General features: G+C 58.8%; 15 protein-coding genes and 2 pseudogenes. 11 read left to right on the top strand and 6 right to left on the bottom strand.

The window, feature by feature from the left end:
- Positions 1 to 54: 54 nt before the first annotated feature.
- The 4 genes and pseudogenes from ALO64_RS19955 (at position 55) to ALO64_RS19940 (ending at position 3619) form a co-directional block, all read left to right on the top strand.
- Entirely contained in the window at positions 55 to 780 is a 726-nt protein-coding gene (locus tag ALO64_RS19955; protein WP_005743405.1) for a TetR/AcrR family transcriptional regulator, read from the top strand.
- A gap of 90 nt (positions 781 to 870) precedes the next feature.
- Positions 871 to 2185 (top strand): annotated as a pseudogene (locus ALO64_RS19950) (flavohemoglobin expression-modulating QEGLA motif protein).
- Positions 2186 to 2405: 220 nt separating this feature from the next.
- Positions 2406 to 3302, top strand: coding sequence for an alpha/beta hydrolase (locus tag ALO64_RS19945; protein ID WP_010205993.1), 897 nt, complete (start codon positions 2406 to 2408; stop codon positions 3300 to 3302).
- Positions 3299 to 3619: a hypothetical protein gene (locus ALO64_RS19940; RefSeq protein ID WP_044343755.1), complete on the top strand. Its 321-nt coding sequence runs from the start codon at positions 3299 to 3301 to the stop codon at positions 3617 to 3619. The genes ALO64_RS19945 and ALO64_RS19940 overlap by 4 nt, the downstream gene beginning before the upstream one ends.
- A gap of 77 nt (positions 3620 to 3696) precedes the next feature.
- Here ALO64_RS19940 and ALO64_RS19935 read toward each other — a convergent pair whose 3' ends face one another.
- Both ALO64_RS19935 and ALO64_RS19930 read right to left on the bottom strand, forming a co-directional pair.
- Positions 3697 to 4479, bottom strand: a complete 783-nt coding sequence (locus ALO64_RS19935) for an OmpA family protein (RefSeq protein WP_002554755.1) — start codon at positions 4477 to 4479, stop codon at positions 3697 to 3699.
- A gap of 58 nt (positions 4480 to 4537) precedes the next feature.
- Positions 4538 to 4951, bottom strand: coding sequence for a DUF4398 domain-containing protein (locus tag ALO64_RS19930; RefSeq protein ID WP_004657980.1), 414 nt, complete (start codon positions 4949 to 4951; stop codon positions 4538 to 4540).
- 380 nt (positions 4952 to 5331) lie between these two features.
- On the opposite strand from ALO64_RS19930, the gene ppc reads away from it, so the two are divergent.
- The 6 genes from ppc (at position 5332) to ALO64_RS19900 (ending at position 11910) form a co-directional block, all read left to right on the top strand.
- Positions 5332 to 7974: a phosphoenolpyruvate carboxylase gene (ppc, locus tag ALO64_RS19925; RefSeq protein WP_044343754.1), complete on the top strand. Its 2643-nt coding sequence runs from the start codon at positions 5332 to 5334 to the stop codon at positions 7972 to 7974.
- A 284-nt stretch (positions 7975 to 8258) separates the two neighbouring features.
- A complete protein-coding gene (gene adk, locus ALO64_RS19920) occupies positions 8259 to 8906 on the top strand; it encodes an adenylate kinase (RefSeq protein ID WP_002554752.1) in 648 nt (215 codons plus the stop codon).
- 92 nt (positions 8907 to 8998) lie between these two features.
- Positions 8999 to 9673, top strand: a complete 675-nt coding sequence (tsaB, locus tag ALO64_RS19915) for a tRNA (adenosine(37)-N6)-threonylcarbamoyltransferase complex dimerization subunit type 1 TsaB (RefSeq protein WP_044343767.1) — start codon at positions 8999 to 9001, stop codon at positions 9671 to 9673.
- Between the two features lie 237 nt (positions 9674 to 9910).
- Entirely contained in the window at positions 9911 to 10222 is a 312-nt protein-coding gene (locus tag ALO64_RS19910; protein WP_002554750.1) for a hypothetical protein, read from the top strand.
- A 2-nt stretch (positions 10223 to 10224) separates the two neighbouring features.
- Positions 10225 to 11088, top strand: a complete 864-nt coding sequence (locus ALO64_RS19905) for a DUF72 domain-containing protein (RefSeq protein ID WP_152623892.1) — start codon at positions 10225 to 10227, stop codon at positions 11086 to 11088.
- A gap of 132 nt (positions 11089 to 11220) precedes the next feature.
- Entirely contained in the window at positions 11221 to 11910 is a 690-nt protein-coding gene (locus tag ALO64_RS19900) for an extensin-like domain-containing protein (protein ID WP_044343752.1), read from the top strand.
- Between the two features lie 34 nt (positions 11911 to 11944).
- Here the strand turns inward: ALO64_RS19900 and ALO64_RS19895 are convergent, their stop codons facing one another.
- Complete coding sequence (locus tag ALO64_RS19895) at positions 11945 to 12568, bottom strand: hypothetical protein (protein ID WP_044343751.1); 624 nt, start codon at positions 12566 to 12568, stop codon at positions 11945 to 11947.
- Positions 12569 to 12664: 96 nt separating this feature from the next.
- Here ALO64_RS19895 and ALO64_RS19890 point away from each other — a divergent pair, with 96 nt between their 5' ends.
- The gene (locus tag ALO64_RS19890; RefSeq protein WP_044343750.1) at positions 12665 to 13474 is read left to right on the top strand and encodes a class I SAM-dependent methyltransferase; all 810 of its coding nucleotides are present in this window, start codon (positions 12665 to 12667) and stop codon (positions 13472 to 13474) included.
- A 73-nt stretch (positions 13475 to 13547) separates the two neighbouring features.
- Here the strand turns inward: ALO64_RS19890 and ALO64_RS19885 are convergent, their stop codons facing one another.
- The 3 genes and pseudogenes from ALO64_RS19885 to ALO64_RS19875 form a co-directional block, all read right to left on the bottom strand.
- Positions 13548 to 14237 (bottom strand): DUF4197 domain-containing protein, encoded by a 690-nt coding sequence (locus ALO64_RS19885; RefSeq protein ID WP_002554745.1) that lies wholly within the window; start codon positions 14235 to 14237, stop codon positions 13548 to 13550.
- A gap of 40 nt (positions 14238 to 14277) precedes the next feature.
- Positions 14278 to 14661, bottom strand: coding sequence for a YbaY family lipoprotein (locus ALO64_RS26435; protein WP_002554744.1), 384 nt, complete (start codon positions 14659 to 14661; stop codon positions 14278 to 14280).
- Positions 14662 to 14777: 116 nt separating this feature from the next.
- Positions 14778 to 15721, bottom strand: a pseudogene (locus ALO64_RS19875) (glycerol-3-phosphate 1-O-acyltransferase PlsB); the annotation flags it as partial.

Genomic DNA, 15721 nt, shown 5'->3' with positions numbered 1-15721 from the left:
AATGGGCGGCTTTTTTTTAGGTGTTTTTCAGGACGATTCAAAAAGGAAGCTGTCGTGACGATTGCCAGAGAAGGGGCCGCCGGAGTAGCGAGCGCGGTGGCCAAAAGTGTCAAGTATCAAGGCCGCAAGGCGGCCCGCGAAGGCAGTGAACAACGCAGACAGGTCATTCTCGATGCGGCCATGCGTATCGTGGTGCGCGACGGCGTGCGCGCTGTACGTCATCGCGCAGTGGCCGCTGAGGCCAGCGTACCGCTGTCGGCAACCACCTATTACTTCAAGGACATCAATGACCTGCTCACCGATGCCTTTGCCCAGTATGTACAGCGCAGTGCCGATTACCTGGCGCGGCTTTGGCAGAACACTGAAGGTATTCTGCGTGAGATGATGAGCCGCAGTTCGGGCAGCCCGACCGACCGTTTTCGGCTGGCTGACGATATTGCGCGTATGGTGATGGAGCATATCCGGCATCAATTGCTGACCCGGCGCGACTACCTGATTGCCGAACAGGCGTTCTACCACGAAGCGCTGATCAACCCGCGTCTGACCCCGCTGGTGATGGCCCATCAGGAAATTCTGCTGCAGGGCAGTTGTCAGTTCTTTCAGGTGATTGGTTCGTTGCAGCCGTATCAGGACGCTCAGGTATTGACGGGGCTAATCCGGCGCATTGAGTATCAAGGCCTGCTGCATGGCCCACAGCGTCAGGCGGACGAAGAAATGCTCTGTATTCTGACCCGGCAGATGCGTCTGGTTTTGGGAACGCCGCAGCCGGTTCGAGGGTGACTATACTTCGTTCGACGTGCTCTGGGTCGGCGGTTCAGACGGCTTGACGACCCTGCCAATTTCGATATTTTCCAGCGGTGGCGTGTTCTCATGCCGCCGAGCAGTAGCGAAACAGCCAGCCAAGGAGTACCGGTGGACGAGTATCAACAGACTATTCGTGCGTTATCGGATCGGATCGTCGTTGCACAGACGCCGATCCGCATTCTGGATGCAGTTAAATGGGATGAGACAGTTCGCAAGGACTTTCTGGCCGCCAAGGGCAAGGCGTTTCCTGCCGTGGACCGTGCCTATTACGAAAACCGTCCGCTGGGCTTTGATTCGGTCGCCTTGAAGCAAGAGTTTCAGAACATCGAGCGGGATGTAACGCGTCAACTCGGGCAGTTCAACCCGGTCGGGCAGATCATGCGCCGCATGTGCCGTGAGTACCGCATGGTGGTGCGTATGCTCGAGGCCCGCGGTACGTCCGACTTCGGCCTGATTTCGCAGGAGCTGTATGGCGCTGCGTCCGATGCCTTTCACGCCGGTGACCCGACGCTGGCCGATCTGGGCCTGATGCTCTCGGATTACCTGAACAACATTGCCGGACGCGGCGACCTGAAGGACGAGCCGAAAACGCTCACGGCCAAGGACGCTGTCTCGCTGCTGCAATCGCGTTTGAACCGTGTGTTCGGTGAGGCCGAGGAGACCATCCGGGTTTTCGAGTCCGACGGTATCGTCGCTGATGCGGCTGCCGGTGCCGACTACATCAAAATCCGCACCGACGCGATGTTCAATGAGCGTGATGTACGGGCGCTGGAGGTTCACGAAGGGCTGGTACACGTCGGCACCACGTTGAACGGGCAAAACCAGCCGATCTGTACGTTCCTGTCCAAAGGTCCGCCTTCATCGACGGTGACTCAGGAAGGCCTGGCGATTCTCATGGAAGTCATCGCCTTTGCCTCCTACCCCAGCCGTTTGCGCAAGCTGACCAATCGCACCCGTGCCATTCACATGGCCGAGCAGGGCGCTGATTTTCTGCAGGTATTCGAGTTCTACCGCGAGCAGGGCTTCGGCATGTCGGAGAGCTACGGCAACGCGAGTCGCGTGTTCCGCGGCTCGGTGCCCAACGGCTTGCCGTTCACTAAAGACCTATCTGAAGGGTTTCATCATGGTCTACAACTACATTCAGCTGGCCGTGCGCAAGGGCAAGCTTGAACAGGTGCCGCTGCTGTTCTGCGGCAAGACCACGCTGGAAGACATGCTTACCTTGCGCCAACTGGTAGATGAAGGACTGGTAGTGGCACCCAAATACCTGCCTGAGCAGTTCCGTGACATGAACGCGCTGTCGGCCTGGATGTGCTTCTCCAACTTCCTCAAACACCTGAGCCTGGACCGTATCGAAGCGGACTACTCGAATATTTTGTAGGCCGAACTGACTATCGTGCCAATGCTTCGCGTTGGCACGCAGTGGGTGACGCTCGGCGTCTCAAATCTGCGCCGCGCTGCACAGTCAGGATCGGACGCAGAGCGTCCAGAACGGCATTCCCACGCTGGAGCCTGAGGAACGATAATCTTGTAACTATCGTGCCATTGCTCTGCGCCAGCACGGCAGTGATGTGGCGATGAAAACAACAAGGAAACCCCATTTGAAACTGCTCGGCATCTTCACCCTGATCCTTGCGCTCACCGGTTGCAGTTCGATGTTGTTCTATCCCGAGCAAGGTGTTCCGTTCACACCAGACAAGGCTCGTTTACAGTATCAGGACGTGAACCTCACCGCCGCCGATGGTACACGCCTGCATGGCTGGTGGCTGCCCGCGAAAGAGGGTGTGCCGGTCAAGGGTACGGTGCTGCATCTGCATGGCAACGGCGGCAATCTGTCCTGGCACCTTGGTGGCGTCTGGTGGTTGCCCGAGCAGGGTTATCAGGTGCTGATGCTGGATTACCGTGGCTATGGCGAGTCGCAGGGCGAACCGAGCCTGCCGGCGGTCTATCAGGATGTTCAGGCCGCTTTCGACTGGTTGAACACTGCACCGCAAGTGCAAGGCAAACCCCTTGTGGTTCTGGGGCAAAGCATTGGTGGAGCGCTGGCGGTGCACTACTTGTCAGAACATCCGCAGGAGCGCTCGCGGCTCAAGGCGTTGGTGCTGGACAGCGTGCCGGCCAGCTACCGCAGCGTCGCGCGAAACTCGCTGAGCAAGTCGTGGCTGACCTGGCCATTGAAGACGCCCTTGTCCTGGCTGATCCCGGAGGCCGACAGTGCCGTCAACGGCCTGCCACGATTGGCCGGCACACCGATGCTGATCTTTCACAGCATGGACGACACACTGGTGCCGCTCGCCAACGGTATCGAGCTGTACAAGGCAGCGCCTCCACCGCGCGTATTGCAACTGACCCGTGGCGAGCACGTACAGACGTTCGCAGACCCTCTCTGGCGTCAGGTGATGCTGCGCTATCTGGACGACCCGACGCATTTCAATGGCCTGCGTCGCCTTGCGCAAGTGCCCGACTACCCGACCCCAGCTACGCCGCCAGCGCCATGAGTCGCGAGCGTAACCCCAACGGCATGATCCTCAGCGCTGTCGGTGCAGTTATCGGCACCGTCGGCTGCCTGTGGTTTTACGGCTATCTGCATTTTGCGAAGCCTGAAGATGCGCTATTGCTCAGTGAGTTTACCCTGCTCAAGACCGTGCCTGGCGAGGACTACAAGATCGCCGCGACGCCAGCGGTCGAGGTGGCGCAATGCGTTGATGGCGTGCTGGTCCTGTTCGACACGTCGCGAAAGGGCTTGTCGGGCGTGTTGATCGATGACCACAGGCAAGCGGTGCGGTGCGTCGGCCAGCAGACGCCACAGCAATAAAGACGGCGATAATTTTCGGCATTAAAAAGCCCCCCCCTGTATGCGCAGGCGGGGCTTGAGTGCAGCGGCTCGGTCGCTTATTTCATCGACGAGCGCGGTGCAACAGGCTGGTTGTCGTTGGAGATAGTAACTTCCACACGACGGTTCATGGCACGGCCCGAGTTGCTGGTGTTGTCAGCAACCGGATATTCCTTGCCGTAGCCCATAGTCACAACGCGCGCTGGATCTACACCCATGCGTACCAGTGCCATGCGAACCGAATTGGCGCGGCGCTCGGACAGCGACTGGTTGTAGGAAGCAGAACCTGTGCTGTCGGTGTAGCCTTCAACGATCACTTTGCGATCAGGGTTTTCCTGAAGGAAAGCAGCCAGCTTGCCGATGTCGCCTTGAGCGGTCGGCTTCAGATCGGCCTTGTTGTAGTCGAACAGCACGTCACCGAAAGTCACCAGCGTACCGCGTTCGGTCTGCTTGGCGTTCAGGCTGTTCTTCAGCGCAGCGATCTGAGCATCACGAGCTTCCAGGCGTGCCTTGGCGCGGTCGGCAGAAGCATTCTGCAGAGCAGCTTCGGAGGTGCGCAGGGCGATGGTCTGCTTGGCCAGCTCTACGCGCTGGTTGGTCAGATAAGACAGTTGGTCAACTTTCTTGACGTCATCATCGTTACGGAAAGCCTGTTCTGCCTTGGCCAGCCATTCGCTGGCGTCTTTGGTTTCAAGCGCCGCGACTTTGGTAGCTTCCGGGTTGGTCTGCAGCGCGGTGAAGTTGCTGCGGGCCTGTTCCAGATTAGGGTTAGGCTTGGTTGCACAGGCTGCCAGGGCAACACTCATGGCCAGCAGAGCGGGGATCATCAATTGTTTACGCATAATAGGGTCGTCCTTTAATCAGTTACGAATTCATGAAAACAGAAAGGGTTCAGGGCAATCACTGCACCTGACGCAGGCCTTCTTCACGGAGTTCGTTGACGCCCTGACGAGCATCCTGCACAGCCTTGGCAGCTTTGGCGGCCTGAGATTTGCGTTCTGCTACACGAGCGTCCCACTCGGCTTGTTCAGCCAGGCGGCGAGCTTCGTCGTACTTGTGATCCTGCATGGCCAGATCAGCTTCTTTGAGCTTGTCCTGAGCCGACTTCATTTCCACCGCTGCGAATTCGGTACCGCCAGCGCTGACGGCGCTGTTGACGGCCGATTGCGAGACTGCATATTGCTCAGATGGCGGGTTACCTGCGCAACCCGCGAGGATAAAGGTGCTACCGAGCGCCAGCGCAGCCAGCTTGAGACCGCGCAGGCCTTTGAACTTGGTTTTGGCAGTTAAGGTGTTCATGGTGATCAACTCCATTGTCTGACTCCGAACGTGGTTATCCATGACAGTTGTTGCATCAAGTCCGGGCATGAGGTCGTACAACCGCCTGCTGCCTTTCGGGCTTTCCTGTAATGGTTAAAGGCTCCGACCTGCGCTGTTTTTGAATAGTTCAGATAAATATCTACTGTGTGGTCAGGAATTTTCAGGGGGCTTCAGGAAGCGGTCAGCATGTTGATCAGCATGTGAACGGACGTCGCTGCAGGATTAATCAGGCGTTGAGGCGCGGCTTTTTGTTGAACCATTTGTCCAATTGCAGGCTTTTGGTGCACTGTTGGCAATGCGGATTCGAATTCACGTACGCCCGCGCTGTTTTGCGGGTACGCAACTGAGCCCAGACAAAAAACGGGAGAGGAACGATGGCCGATATCGATGCGCGTCTGCGCGAAGACGTTCACCTGCTGGGTGAGCTGTTGGGTAACACGATTCGTGAGCAGCGAGGCGCTGAATTCCTCGACAAGATCGAACGTATTCGCAAAGGCGCCAAGGCGGGCAGGCGCGGTTCTGCAGAAGGTGCCGAGCAACTCAGCGCCAGTGTCGACGGGTTGGGTGATGACGAACTCCTGCCTGTGGCCCGTGCGTTCAACCAGTTTCTCAACCTGGACAATATTGCCGAGCAGTATCAGCTCATGTATCGCCGTGACGATACCCAGCCTCTGCCCTTTGAGTCGCGGGTGTTGCCCGAGCTGCTTGACCGCCTGAAAACGGAAGGTCACACGCCTGATGCCTTGGCGCGCCAACTGAGCAAGCTGGAAATCGAGCTGGTGTTGACGGCTCACCCCACCGAAGTTGCGCGCCGTACGCTCATTCAGAAATACGACGCCATCGCTGCGCAGTTGGCCGCGCTCGATCATCGCGACCTCAACAGCACCGAGCGCGCACAGATTACCTCGCGCTTGCAGCGTCTGATCGCCGAGGCCTGGCATACCGAAGAGATACGGCGTATCCGTCCCACGCCGGTTGATGAGGCCAAATGGGGTTTTGCGGTTATCGAGCACTCCCTCTGGCACGCCATTCCGAACTACCTGCGCAAGGCTGACCATGCACTGCACGCAGCGACCGGCTTGCATTTGCCGCTGGAAGCCGCGCCGATCCGCTTTGCCTCCTGGATGGGCGGAGACCGTGACGGCAACCCGAACGTCACGGCCAAAGTTACCCGTGAAGTGTTGTTGCTGGCGCGCTGGATGGCGGCTGACCTGTATCTGCGTGATGTGGATAACCTGGCCGCAGAGCTGTCGATGCAACAGGCCAGCGACGCCTTGCGGGCCAGCGTCGGTGACAGTGCCGAGCCTTATCGGGCAGAACTCAAGCGTCTGCGTGAGCGCCTGCGCGCGACGCGCAATTGGGCCAACGCCTCATTGAGCGAGACCTTGCCTGCGCCTGAAGCGGTGCTGCGAGACAACCGCGAGCTGCTGGACCCGCTGCTGCTGTGCTTCCAGTCGCTGCATGAGTGCGGCATGGGCGTGATTGCCGACGGGCCGCTTCTGGATTGCCTGCGCCGTGCCGTCACGTTCGGCCTGTTTCTGGTGCGTCTGGATGTCCGCCAGGACTCCAGTCGCCACTGTGCGGCGATGACTGAAATTACCGATTATCTGGGGTTGGGTCGCTACGAAGAGTGGGACGAGCAGACCCGCATCGACTTTCTGTTGCGCGAACTGAACAACCGCAGGCCGTTGCTGCCAAGCTACTTCAAACCGGCAGCCGACACCGCAGAAGTGCTGGCAACCTGCAGGGTAGTGGCAGCAGCTCCGGCAGCGTCGCTGGGCTCTTACGTCATTTCGATGGCAGGTTCGGCATCCGACGTGCTGGCCGTGCAGTTGCTGCTCAAGGAATCCGGGCTGCAGCGGCCGATGCGTGTAGTGCCGTTGTTCGAGACCCTGGCTGACCTCGATAACGCCGGGCCGGTGATCGAGACGCTGCTCGGCTTGCCGGGCTATCGTTCGCGTCTGCACGGCCCGCAGCAGGTCATGATCGGTTATTCCGACTCGGCCAAGGACGCGGGCACTACGGCGGCGGCCTGGGCCCAGTACCGCGCGCAGGAAAAGCTGGTGGAGATCTGTCGCGAGCAGCAGGTCGAATTGCTGCTGTTCCACGGTCGCGGCGGTACGGTTGGTCGTGGTGGTGGCCCCGCGCATGCGGCGATTCTGTCGCAGCCGCCAGGTTCGGTAGCCGGGCGCTTCCGGACCACCGAGCAAGGGGAAATGATTCGTTTCAAATTCGGCCTGCCGGACATCGCCGAACAGAACCTCAATCTCTATCTGGCAGCGGTGCTGGAGGCGACCCTTCTCCCGCCACCGCCACCGCCTCCGCAACCGGCGTGGCGGACGATGATGGACCAGATGGCCGCTGACGGGGTCAGCGCCTATCGCGCGGTAGTGCGCGAGAACCCTGAGTTCGTCGAGTATTTCCGTCAGGCAACGCCCGAGCAGGAACTGGGACGCCTGCCACTCGGCAGTCGCCCGGCCAAGCGCCGCGAAGGTGGCGTGGAAAGCCTGCGCGCCATTCCGTGGATCTTCGCCTGGACGCAGACGCGTCTGATGTTGCCCGCCTGGCTGGGTTGGGAAGCTGCGCTGAGCAAGGCTCTGGAGCGCGGCGAGGGTACGGTGCTGGCGCAGATGCGCGAACAGTGGCCGTTCTTCAGAACCCGCATCGACATGCTGGAAATGGTCCTCGCCAAAGCCGATTCGGACATTGCCCGACTCTATGACGAGCGTCTGGTCAGTGCTGAGCTGCAACATTTAGGCGCACATTTACGCGACCTATTGTCGCAGGCGTGCAATGTGGTTCTGGGGCTGACCGGGCAGAAGCAACTGCTGGCACACAGCCCTGAAACGCTGGAATTCATCAGTCTGCGCAACACCTATCTCGACCCGTTGCATTTGCTCCAGGCCGAGCTGCTGTCCCGCTCCCGCAGTCGCGAAGCCAGTCTGGACAGCCCTCTGGAACTGGCGCTGCTGGTGTCTGTAGCCGGGATCGCTGCCGGTCTGCGTAACACTGGTTGAACACGCGCATTACTTTAATTGCCGGGCCGTTTTGGCCCNNNNGGGCATTGGCAATGCCGGGTTTGCGGGCTGGCCTGCCGGAAACGTTGATACAGATCACGCCGCTCGACAATCGGGGCGCGCAAGCCGGTGCGCACGCGGTTAATGCGACTTTTGGCGGCTTGTGCGGCCTCGGTCGGCTGTGTATCTTGATCAGCCTTTCGGCCTGTTGGCCTGATTATTTTTAGATTGGCCCCCGAGGCGAATCCGTTGATTTCACTATAAAAATTTTGAGGAGCATGACGATGCGCGTGATTCTGCTAGGAGCTCCCGGGGCCGGTAAAGGTACTCAGGCAAAATTCATCACTGAAAAGTTCGGCATCCCGCAGGTTTCGACAGGCGACATGCTGCGCGCTGCAGTCAAGGCTGAAACCGAGCTTGGCCTGAAGGCCAAGAGCGTCATGGACTCGGGTGGTCTGGTTTCCGATGACCTGATCATTGGTCTGATCAAGGATCGTCTGGCCCAGCCGGATTGTGCGAACGGCGTTCTGTTCGACGGCTTCCCGCGCACCATTCCTCAGGCCGAAGCCCTGTTGAAAGCAGGTCTGGAAATCGATCACGTGCTGGAAATCGCCGTTGATGACGAAGAAATCGTCAAGCGCATGTCGGGCCGCCGGGTTCACGAAGGCTCTGGTCGCATCTATCACACCATCTTCAACCCGCCGAAAGTCGAGGGTATCGATGATGTGACTGGCGAACCGCTGCTGCAGCGCAAGGACGACGTCGAAGAGACCGTGCGCCATCGCCTGTCGGTCTACCATGCCCAGACCAAGCCGCTGGTCGAGTTCTACAGCAAGCTGGAAGCGAAGGATGGCAAGCCCAAGTGCAGCCATATTCCTGGCGTCGGCTCGGTTGAAGAGATCACTGCAAAAGTACTGGAAGCCCTGAAGTAAGACTTTCAGTCTGAACAATAAATGGCCCGCTTGCGGGCCATTTGTCATTTATACTGCTGCACTTTTTCACCCTGACCATGACGGAAACACCGATGACCACCTTGCTGGCCCTGGACACCGCCACTGAAGCCTGCTCGGTCGCTTTGCTGCACGATGGCAAAGTGCTGAGCCACTACGAGGTGATCCCGCGCCTGCATGCCCAGCGGCTGCTGCCCATGATCAAAAGCCTGATGGCCGAGGCGGGCATTGCGATGTCGGCTCTGGATGCCATCGCGTTCGGGCGCGGCCCTGGCGCTTTCACCGGCGTGCGCATTGCCATTGGCGTCGTGCAAGGCCTGGCGTTCGCGCTGGAGCGCCCGGTATTGCCTGTTTCCAATCTTGCCGTGCTGGCCCAGCGTGCCTTTCGTGAGCATGGCGTGTCTCAGGTGGCATCGGCCATTGATGCGCGCATGGATGAGGTGTATTGGGGTTGCTATCACGAGGTGGCCGGGGAGATGCGTCTGCTCGGCAACGAGGCGGTCATGGCACCCGAATTGGCAACGCTACCTGCGCACGCCAGTGGACAATGGTTTGGTGCCGGTACCGGCTGGGGCTATGCCGAGCGCATTCCGGTGAGTCTTGCCGGGCATGACGCAGGCATGCTGCCCCATGCGCAGGACTTGTTGACGCTGGCGTCCTTCGCTTGGACGCGTGGTGAAGCGCTGCCGGCCGACGACGCCCAACCTGTCTACCTGCGGGACAAGGTTGCAACGCCCAAAGCGCGTTGATGTGATTGGCTTCAGGGCACGCCACAGTGTTCTGCTGTCGTGCCTGTCCAAGTCATGCTATTCCGTCTATAGCTGGAAAAATATCAATTCGCCAGCTACCGTTTATCGTCTGAATGGTCTTTAATCTCATTTGGCGAAAACAATTTGCAATATGTGTGGTCTAATTATCGTTAAGCAATTTGCGAACTACAAGGCAGTAACGCTAAATTGCCACTATCGACGCCGAGTATATAATCGATGCGCATAGACGGAACCTCATCACGCTCTTACCCCATCAAGCGCAAGCCGCAGAAAACGCCTTCGACCGTTGAAGGCTCTTTCGAGGAAGTCGTAGTTGATGCCGAGTTGCCGCCGCCTCCTGCGCAGGCTCGTCGCGATGCGGGTGATTCACCGATAGGCAGCACCGCCAATGTGCCTGCGCGTCCGCAAGACATCATTTTCCCGCGCTCCATGAGCTCTCGTGTCGCTCACGCACTGGCCAGCTACCTGACCACCGCCAGCTTTGTCGATTGGGACCTTGAAGTATCGGGGCTCGATCTTCACGTTTGACTGTGTCTCGCCTGCCTTACTACCTCGGTTGTCCGTCATGGAGTGAAAACGCCTGGCGAGACTCGTTGTACCCGGAAGACGCCCGCCCCAATGATTTCCTGAATCTCTACACTCAGGTATTCAACGCTGTCGAAGGCAACACCACATTCTATGCCCGTCCCGCTGCCACAACGGTGCAACGCTGGGCGGAAATAATGCCTGCCGATTTTCGTTTCACTGCGAAATTTCACAAAGACATCAGCCACAACGGCGACCTGCGTGATCAGGTGGGCGCCGCCGAGGAATTCATTCGTCTGCTCGCGCCGTTGGATGAGCGGATTGCGCCATTCTGGCTTCAGTTGCCCGCCAGCTTCACACCGCAGCGCCTTGCCGAGTTGGTCGGGTTCCTCGATGAACTCAATGTGCCTTTGGCTGTGGAAGTGCGCAACATGGCCTTTTTCATGAAAGGTGACGAAGAACGCATGCTCAATCGTCTGCTGCTGGATCGAGGCATTGAGCGCATCTGTCTCGACTCCCGGGCATTGTTCAGCTGTGTATCGACTGATCCTGCCGTGCTGCACGCTCAATCGAAAAAGCCCAAGGTGCCACCGCGTCCGGCTGCTCTGACGCTGTTTCCCCAGGTCCGTTTCATCGGCGGTCCTGACCTGGAGGCCAATGATCAGTTTTTGGTGCAGTGGGTGGAAAAGGTTGCCGTGTGGATCGAAGAGGGGCGCACGCCTTATGTCTTCCTGCACACCCCGGACAACGTCAGGGCGGCCGAGCAGGCCATGCGCTTTCACCAGCAACTGACGGCGCGATTGCCTGGCTTGCCGGCATTGTTCGAGCTGGATCGTGGGCCTCAGGTGGAACAGTTGGGCTTGCTCTGAGGTCTTCCAGAGGGGGCTGACAGAGCCCGACCTTGTGGAGAGCCCGCTTATGGATTCGCAACTGCGCTGTTTGCTTGCCATTTACAAACCCTTCTTCAAATTCACCCCTGTTGTCTGGGGCATGGGCTGAGCATGCGTGTGCTGCTGATATTCCTGCTGAGCTGTGCAATAGGGGCGTTTGCAGTCTGGCGAGGCTGGGTCGACGTGCCTGCGCGCTGGAACCCCTGGGCGCCTTTGGATGTGCGGGCCGAGCCCAACTTTCTGACGTCTTACAAGCTGTCACGACTGCAGAACGCCCCTGCGCTGTGCGACCAGGTGCTGAGTACGTCCGGGCTGCGTTTCAGTCGTCAGGCCGACAGTGAACCTTCTGCTCGCTGCCCTCTGGAAAATACCCTGCGCATTCAGGGCGGCGACGTGGCGCTGAGCAGCAGCTTCCTGGCCAGTTGCCCATTGGCGATGGCCTATGCGCTGTTCGATGTCCACACCTTGCAGCCCGCTGCCCAAGCGGTTTTCGGCCAGCGGGTAGCGCGGATAGATCACTTGGGCAGCTTTGCCTGCCGCAACATCTACAACCGCGCCAACGGCCGGCTCAGTCAGCACGCGACCGCCAATGCACTGGATATGGCAGGTTTTCGCCTCGCAGACGGTCAGCGCATCGGGGTTCTCAAGGATTGGGACGACGAAGGGGACAAGGGGCGTTTTCTGAGGCTGTTACGTGACGGCGCCTGCAAAAACTTCAGTACGGTGCTCGGGCCTGAGTACAACGCGGCGCATCGTGATCATTTTCACGTCGACATGGGGCGCTGGTCGGTGTGTAGGTAGCGAGCCTGTAAGCTGCCGGCAAGAGCGTTCGGGCTTATGCCGCCATCCGCAGATTCTGCAGGATCAGCGGGCGAGCCCAGCCGTTCTCGTAGTCGAACTGGCGTTGTTGGGCAGCAATGGTCTGCTCATCCAGGGGCAGGGCAGGCTTGTCGGCCAGTTCCCATTCGAATTCGACGATTGGCAGGTGCAATGGGCGCGGTTGAGGGCCGGGGCCCGGGTTGACGCTGTCGCTGTACGGGTTCAGAACGGTAGGGCGTACCCAGTGGCTCTCGAATTCCAGATGGCGTTGTTGTTCGATCAGCTCAGCCATGCTGAAGGGCTCGGCAGGCGGCGGCAGCAAGTCAAGGTCGAACTCGGCAATCGGCAGGAACAGCGGCTCAGGTGGCTTGACCTCGGTGTCGGTGACCGGGCAGGCACGTTGCTCGACAATCGTGCTCAGGGTTTTTGCGCCAGCGACCGGTTCGCCTGTTTCAACATCCACTTCAACGGCCGTCGGGTGCACCGGCACGGGAGTGCTTTCACTGACCTGATCCGCCATCGCTCGGGCAAATGCATCCGACCACAGCTGCGTCACACCACCCAGTGTGCGGCTGTTGCGAACGCTAAAGTCGCCTGAGTGCGACAAATAGCCGATGGATGATTGAACAATCTCTGACATAGCGATCAGTACTGGCCTTGGGTCTGGCAAAATGCCGTATACTTGGTTATCGGCAGACTTTGCCGATCATTAACAATTTTTGAGTGTGTGGGCGTAATGATTGAGCAGCAAACAGGCAGTCGTATCCGGGTCGAAGCGCTCGCGGTCGCAGGGCAGGAGCAGGCGGAGCATTGGGCGCAGCGTCTAGGCTTGCCGTTGAACGACGCGGAAGCTGATTTTGCGTTGCAATCGACCGACGATGGCCTGCAATTGCAGCAGTTGGGCGACGATGCGCCTGGCGCTGTGCGAGTTGATTTTGTCGAGGGTGCAGTGGCACATCGTCGTCTGTTTGGCGGTGGCACCGGGCAAATGATTGCCAAGGCCGTCGGTATTCAGCCAGGCGTTCGTCCCAGCGTGCTGGATGCCACGGCAGGTTTGGGCAAGGATGCGTTCGTGCTGGCAAGTCTTGGTTGCGAGCTGAGCCTGATCGAGCGTCAGCCGATTATTGCTGCACTGCTGGAAGACGGTCTGGCGCGCGGACGCGATGATCGTGATGTGGGTGCGATCGTTGCCCGGATGCATTTGTTGACCGGCAACTCCATTGAAATCATTCGTGGCTGGACAGCGGAGCCGCCGCAGGTCATTTACCTCGACCCGATGTTCCCGCATCGGGAGAAAACCGCTCTGGTCAAAAAGGAAATGCGCCTGTTCCGGCCTCTGGTCGGCGATGACATGGATGCGCCTGCATTGCTGGAAGCGGCTCTTGTGCTTGCCACCCACCGTGTTGTGGTCAAACGCCCGCGCAAGGCCCCCTGCATTGACGGGCCAAAGCCAGGTTATGCGCTGGATGGAAAATCCAGCCGCTACGACATCTACCCGAAGAAGGCCTTGAAGCCTAAGGCAGTCACAGACGATAGCGGTGCATAGCGCCTGTAGCGTCGACGGCCTGAGCCCGAATCAAACGCAGATGCGCCCGTGAATACAGGCGCTAACCCTGCACTCAAAGTGCGCCAAATACCTTCTTCGCCAGGCCTGTAGCGGCCGCCGCCGGGTTGGCGCGAATACTTTCTTCCTGTTTTGCAATCATCTCGAACAGCCCGTTCAGCGCTTGTTCGGTCACGTAGCTTTCAAGGTTGGCATTTTTGCTGTCCAGCGCGCCAAATGCCGCCGCCTTGCCGGCGAATGCGTTGTACTTCTGTGCCAGACCGACTTGATCGGTAGATTTCTTGACGATAGGCAGGAATTTGGCGCGGATCTGTTCGCGGCTGGTGCTGTTGAGGTACTGGGTGGCCGAGTCCTTCCCGCCGCTTAAAATGGCCTTGGCGTCGGTCACGCTCATCTTTTTCACGGCGTCTACCAACAACGCCTGAGCCTGAGGCACTGCAGCTTCGGCGGCCTGGTTCATGCTGGTTTCCAGCTGATCGACCTGAGCACCCATGCCAAGCATTTTCATTTTTTTCGCGACCTGACCGAGTTTGCCTGGCAGCTCGATACGCACCGCTTCATTCTTGCTGAAACCGCCAGGAACACCGAGCTGTTTGACCGCGACCTGTGCGCCTTGGGTCAGCGCGTCTTTGAGACCACCGGTCGCATCCGATTGCGAGAGGTCGTTCAGCGACAGGGCGAAGACGTTGGCCGACAGCAGCAGCCCGGCGCATAGACCAGCGAAGGTGAACGAAAAGCGAGGCATGAGAGCGTCCTTGTGAGAAGTGGGTACGGGATCAAGCGTATCAGGAACTTGCGGTATCCACCCGAAGCCTGAAAGAAACAGTGCTGTTTAGTGCCGATGGAAATGATGCGGTGTGCAACAACAAAAACATCAACGGCGCGTTGAAAACGCGCCGTTGATGAAAGCCTTTGCAGCGAAGAACAATCAACCGTTCACTTGAATGACCTTGATCTTCAGATCGCTCTGATCCTGCGGTATAGCCCAGTTCAAACGGCAATGGCACTTGCTGGGTAATCTGTGTTTCGCTGGCGTCAATGACAGTGGCTGGCGCGTCAGCCAGGTTGATGTCACTCAGGGTGACAATCAACTTGCAGCCAGTTGGCAGAGAGCGGCGTGGCAGGTAATAAACTTCACCCTGAAGACGTACCAGGGGTTCGCTGGACATTTCAATTTCCTTATTGAGTGTGATGAGTACCAGTCATGGGTACAAACCACACCTTAGCAGCGGCCGGGGAGCATAAAACACGTGCCTAAATATCCCCGGCTAATTGCGGAAAAGCCCTACGCTACCCCTTCACCATTTCCCGCATCCTGCTCTTCTTCATTGCTGTGTAACGCCACTTGCCGTATCGACAGACGGATTTCGGCCGGCAACACCCGCTTGGCCGCACCTTCTGCCAGTTCGCCCAGCATCGGGTGATAGCTCAGCTTGCCGGCGCTGTCCTTGCGCAGCACGCCCAGGTCCAGCAAGGTCTGGATGAAGTGCCTGAATAGACTCTTGTCGAAGAACTCTGGTGCATTAAGGCCATGCAGAATAGACAGGCGCTGGGCCATGACCGTACACAGGTCTTCCAGCTGCTCGGCGCTCAACGTGTTCTGTCCACTGTTGAGTAGCAAGGCGATTGCCATGTAGAAGCGCTGCAGTGTCTGCGCGATGGCCCGTGACAACAGGGTCAGCAGCACGAACTCACGGGAGCTGGGCTCCGGACGCACGTAGACGTCTTTTTTGAAGCGCAGCAAGCCTTGCTCGACGAACGCAGCCAGCCATTGATCGACCACCTCATCCAGCTCGCTCAGCGGCCAGCGAATGAACAGTTCCGATTGCAGGAATGGATACAGCGCACGCGTGTAGCGCAGGATCTGTTCGCGGCTCATGCGCGACGAGCTCTGGAAAAAGCTGGCCAGCAGTGAGGGCAGGGCAAAGATGTGCAGGACGTTGTTGCGGTAGTACGTCATCAGGACTGCATTCTGTTCGTTGAGGTACAGAATTTTGCCCAGTGCATCTTTTTGTGCGGCGAGCAGGTCCATGCCTTTGACGTGCTCNNGAGCGCCCGTCGCCTTCCGGCAATGTGGTGTGCGGTGAGTACGGTACGGCGCGCAGCAGCGTCAGGTAGAGGTCGAGAACACGCTCCATGGCCTGATCGTCCAGCGCCAGCCTTTGCGTTGACAGCAAGGCCACAGCAACCAGATTCATCGGGTTGACGCGGCGAGGGAGTATCAGTTTT

The organism is Pseudomonas meliae (genome assembly GCF_001400515.1).
Taxonomy (GTDB): domain Bacteria; phylum Pseudomonadota; class Gammaproteobacteria; order Pseudomonadales; family Pseudomonadaceae; genus Aquipseudomonas; species Aquipseudomonas amygdali.
This window is presented reverse-complemented; position numbering and strand designations above follow the sequence as displayed.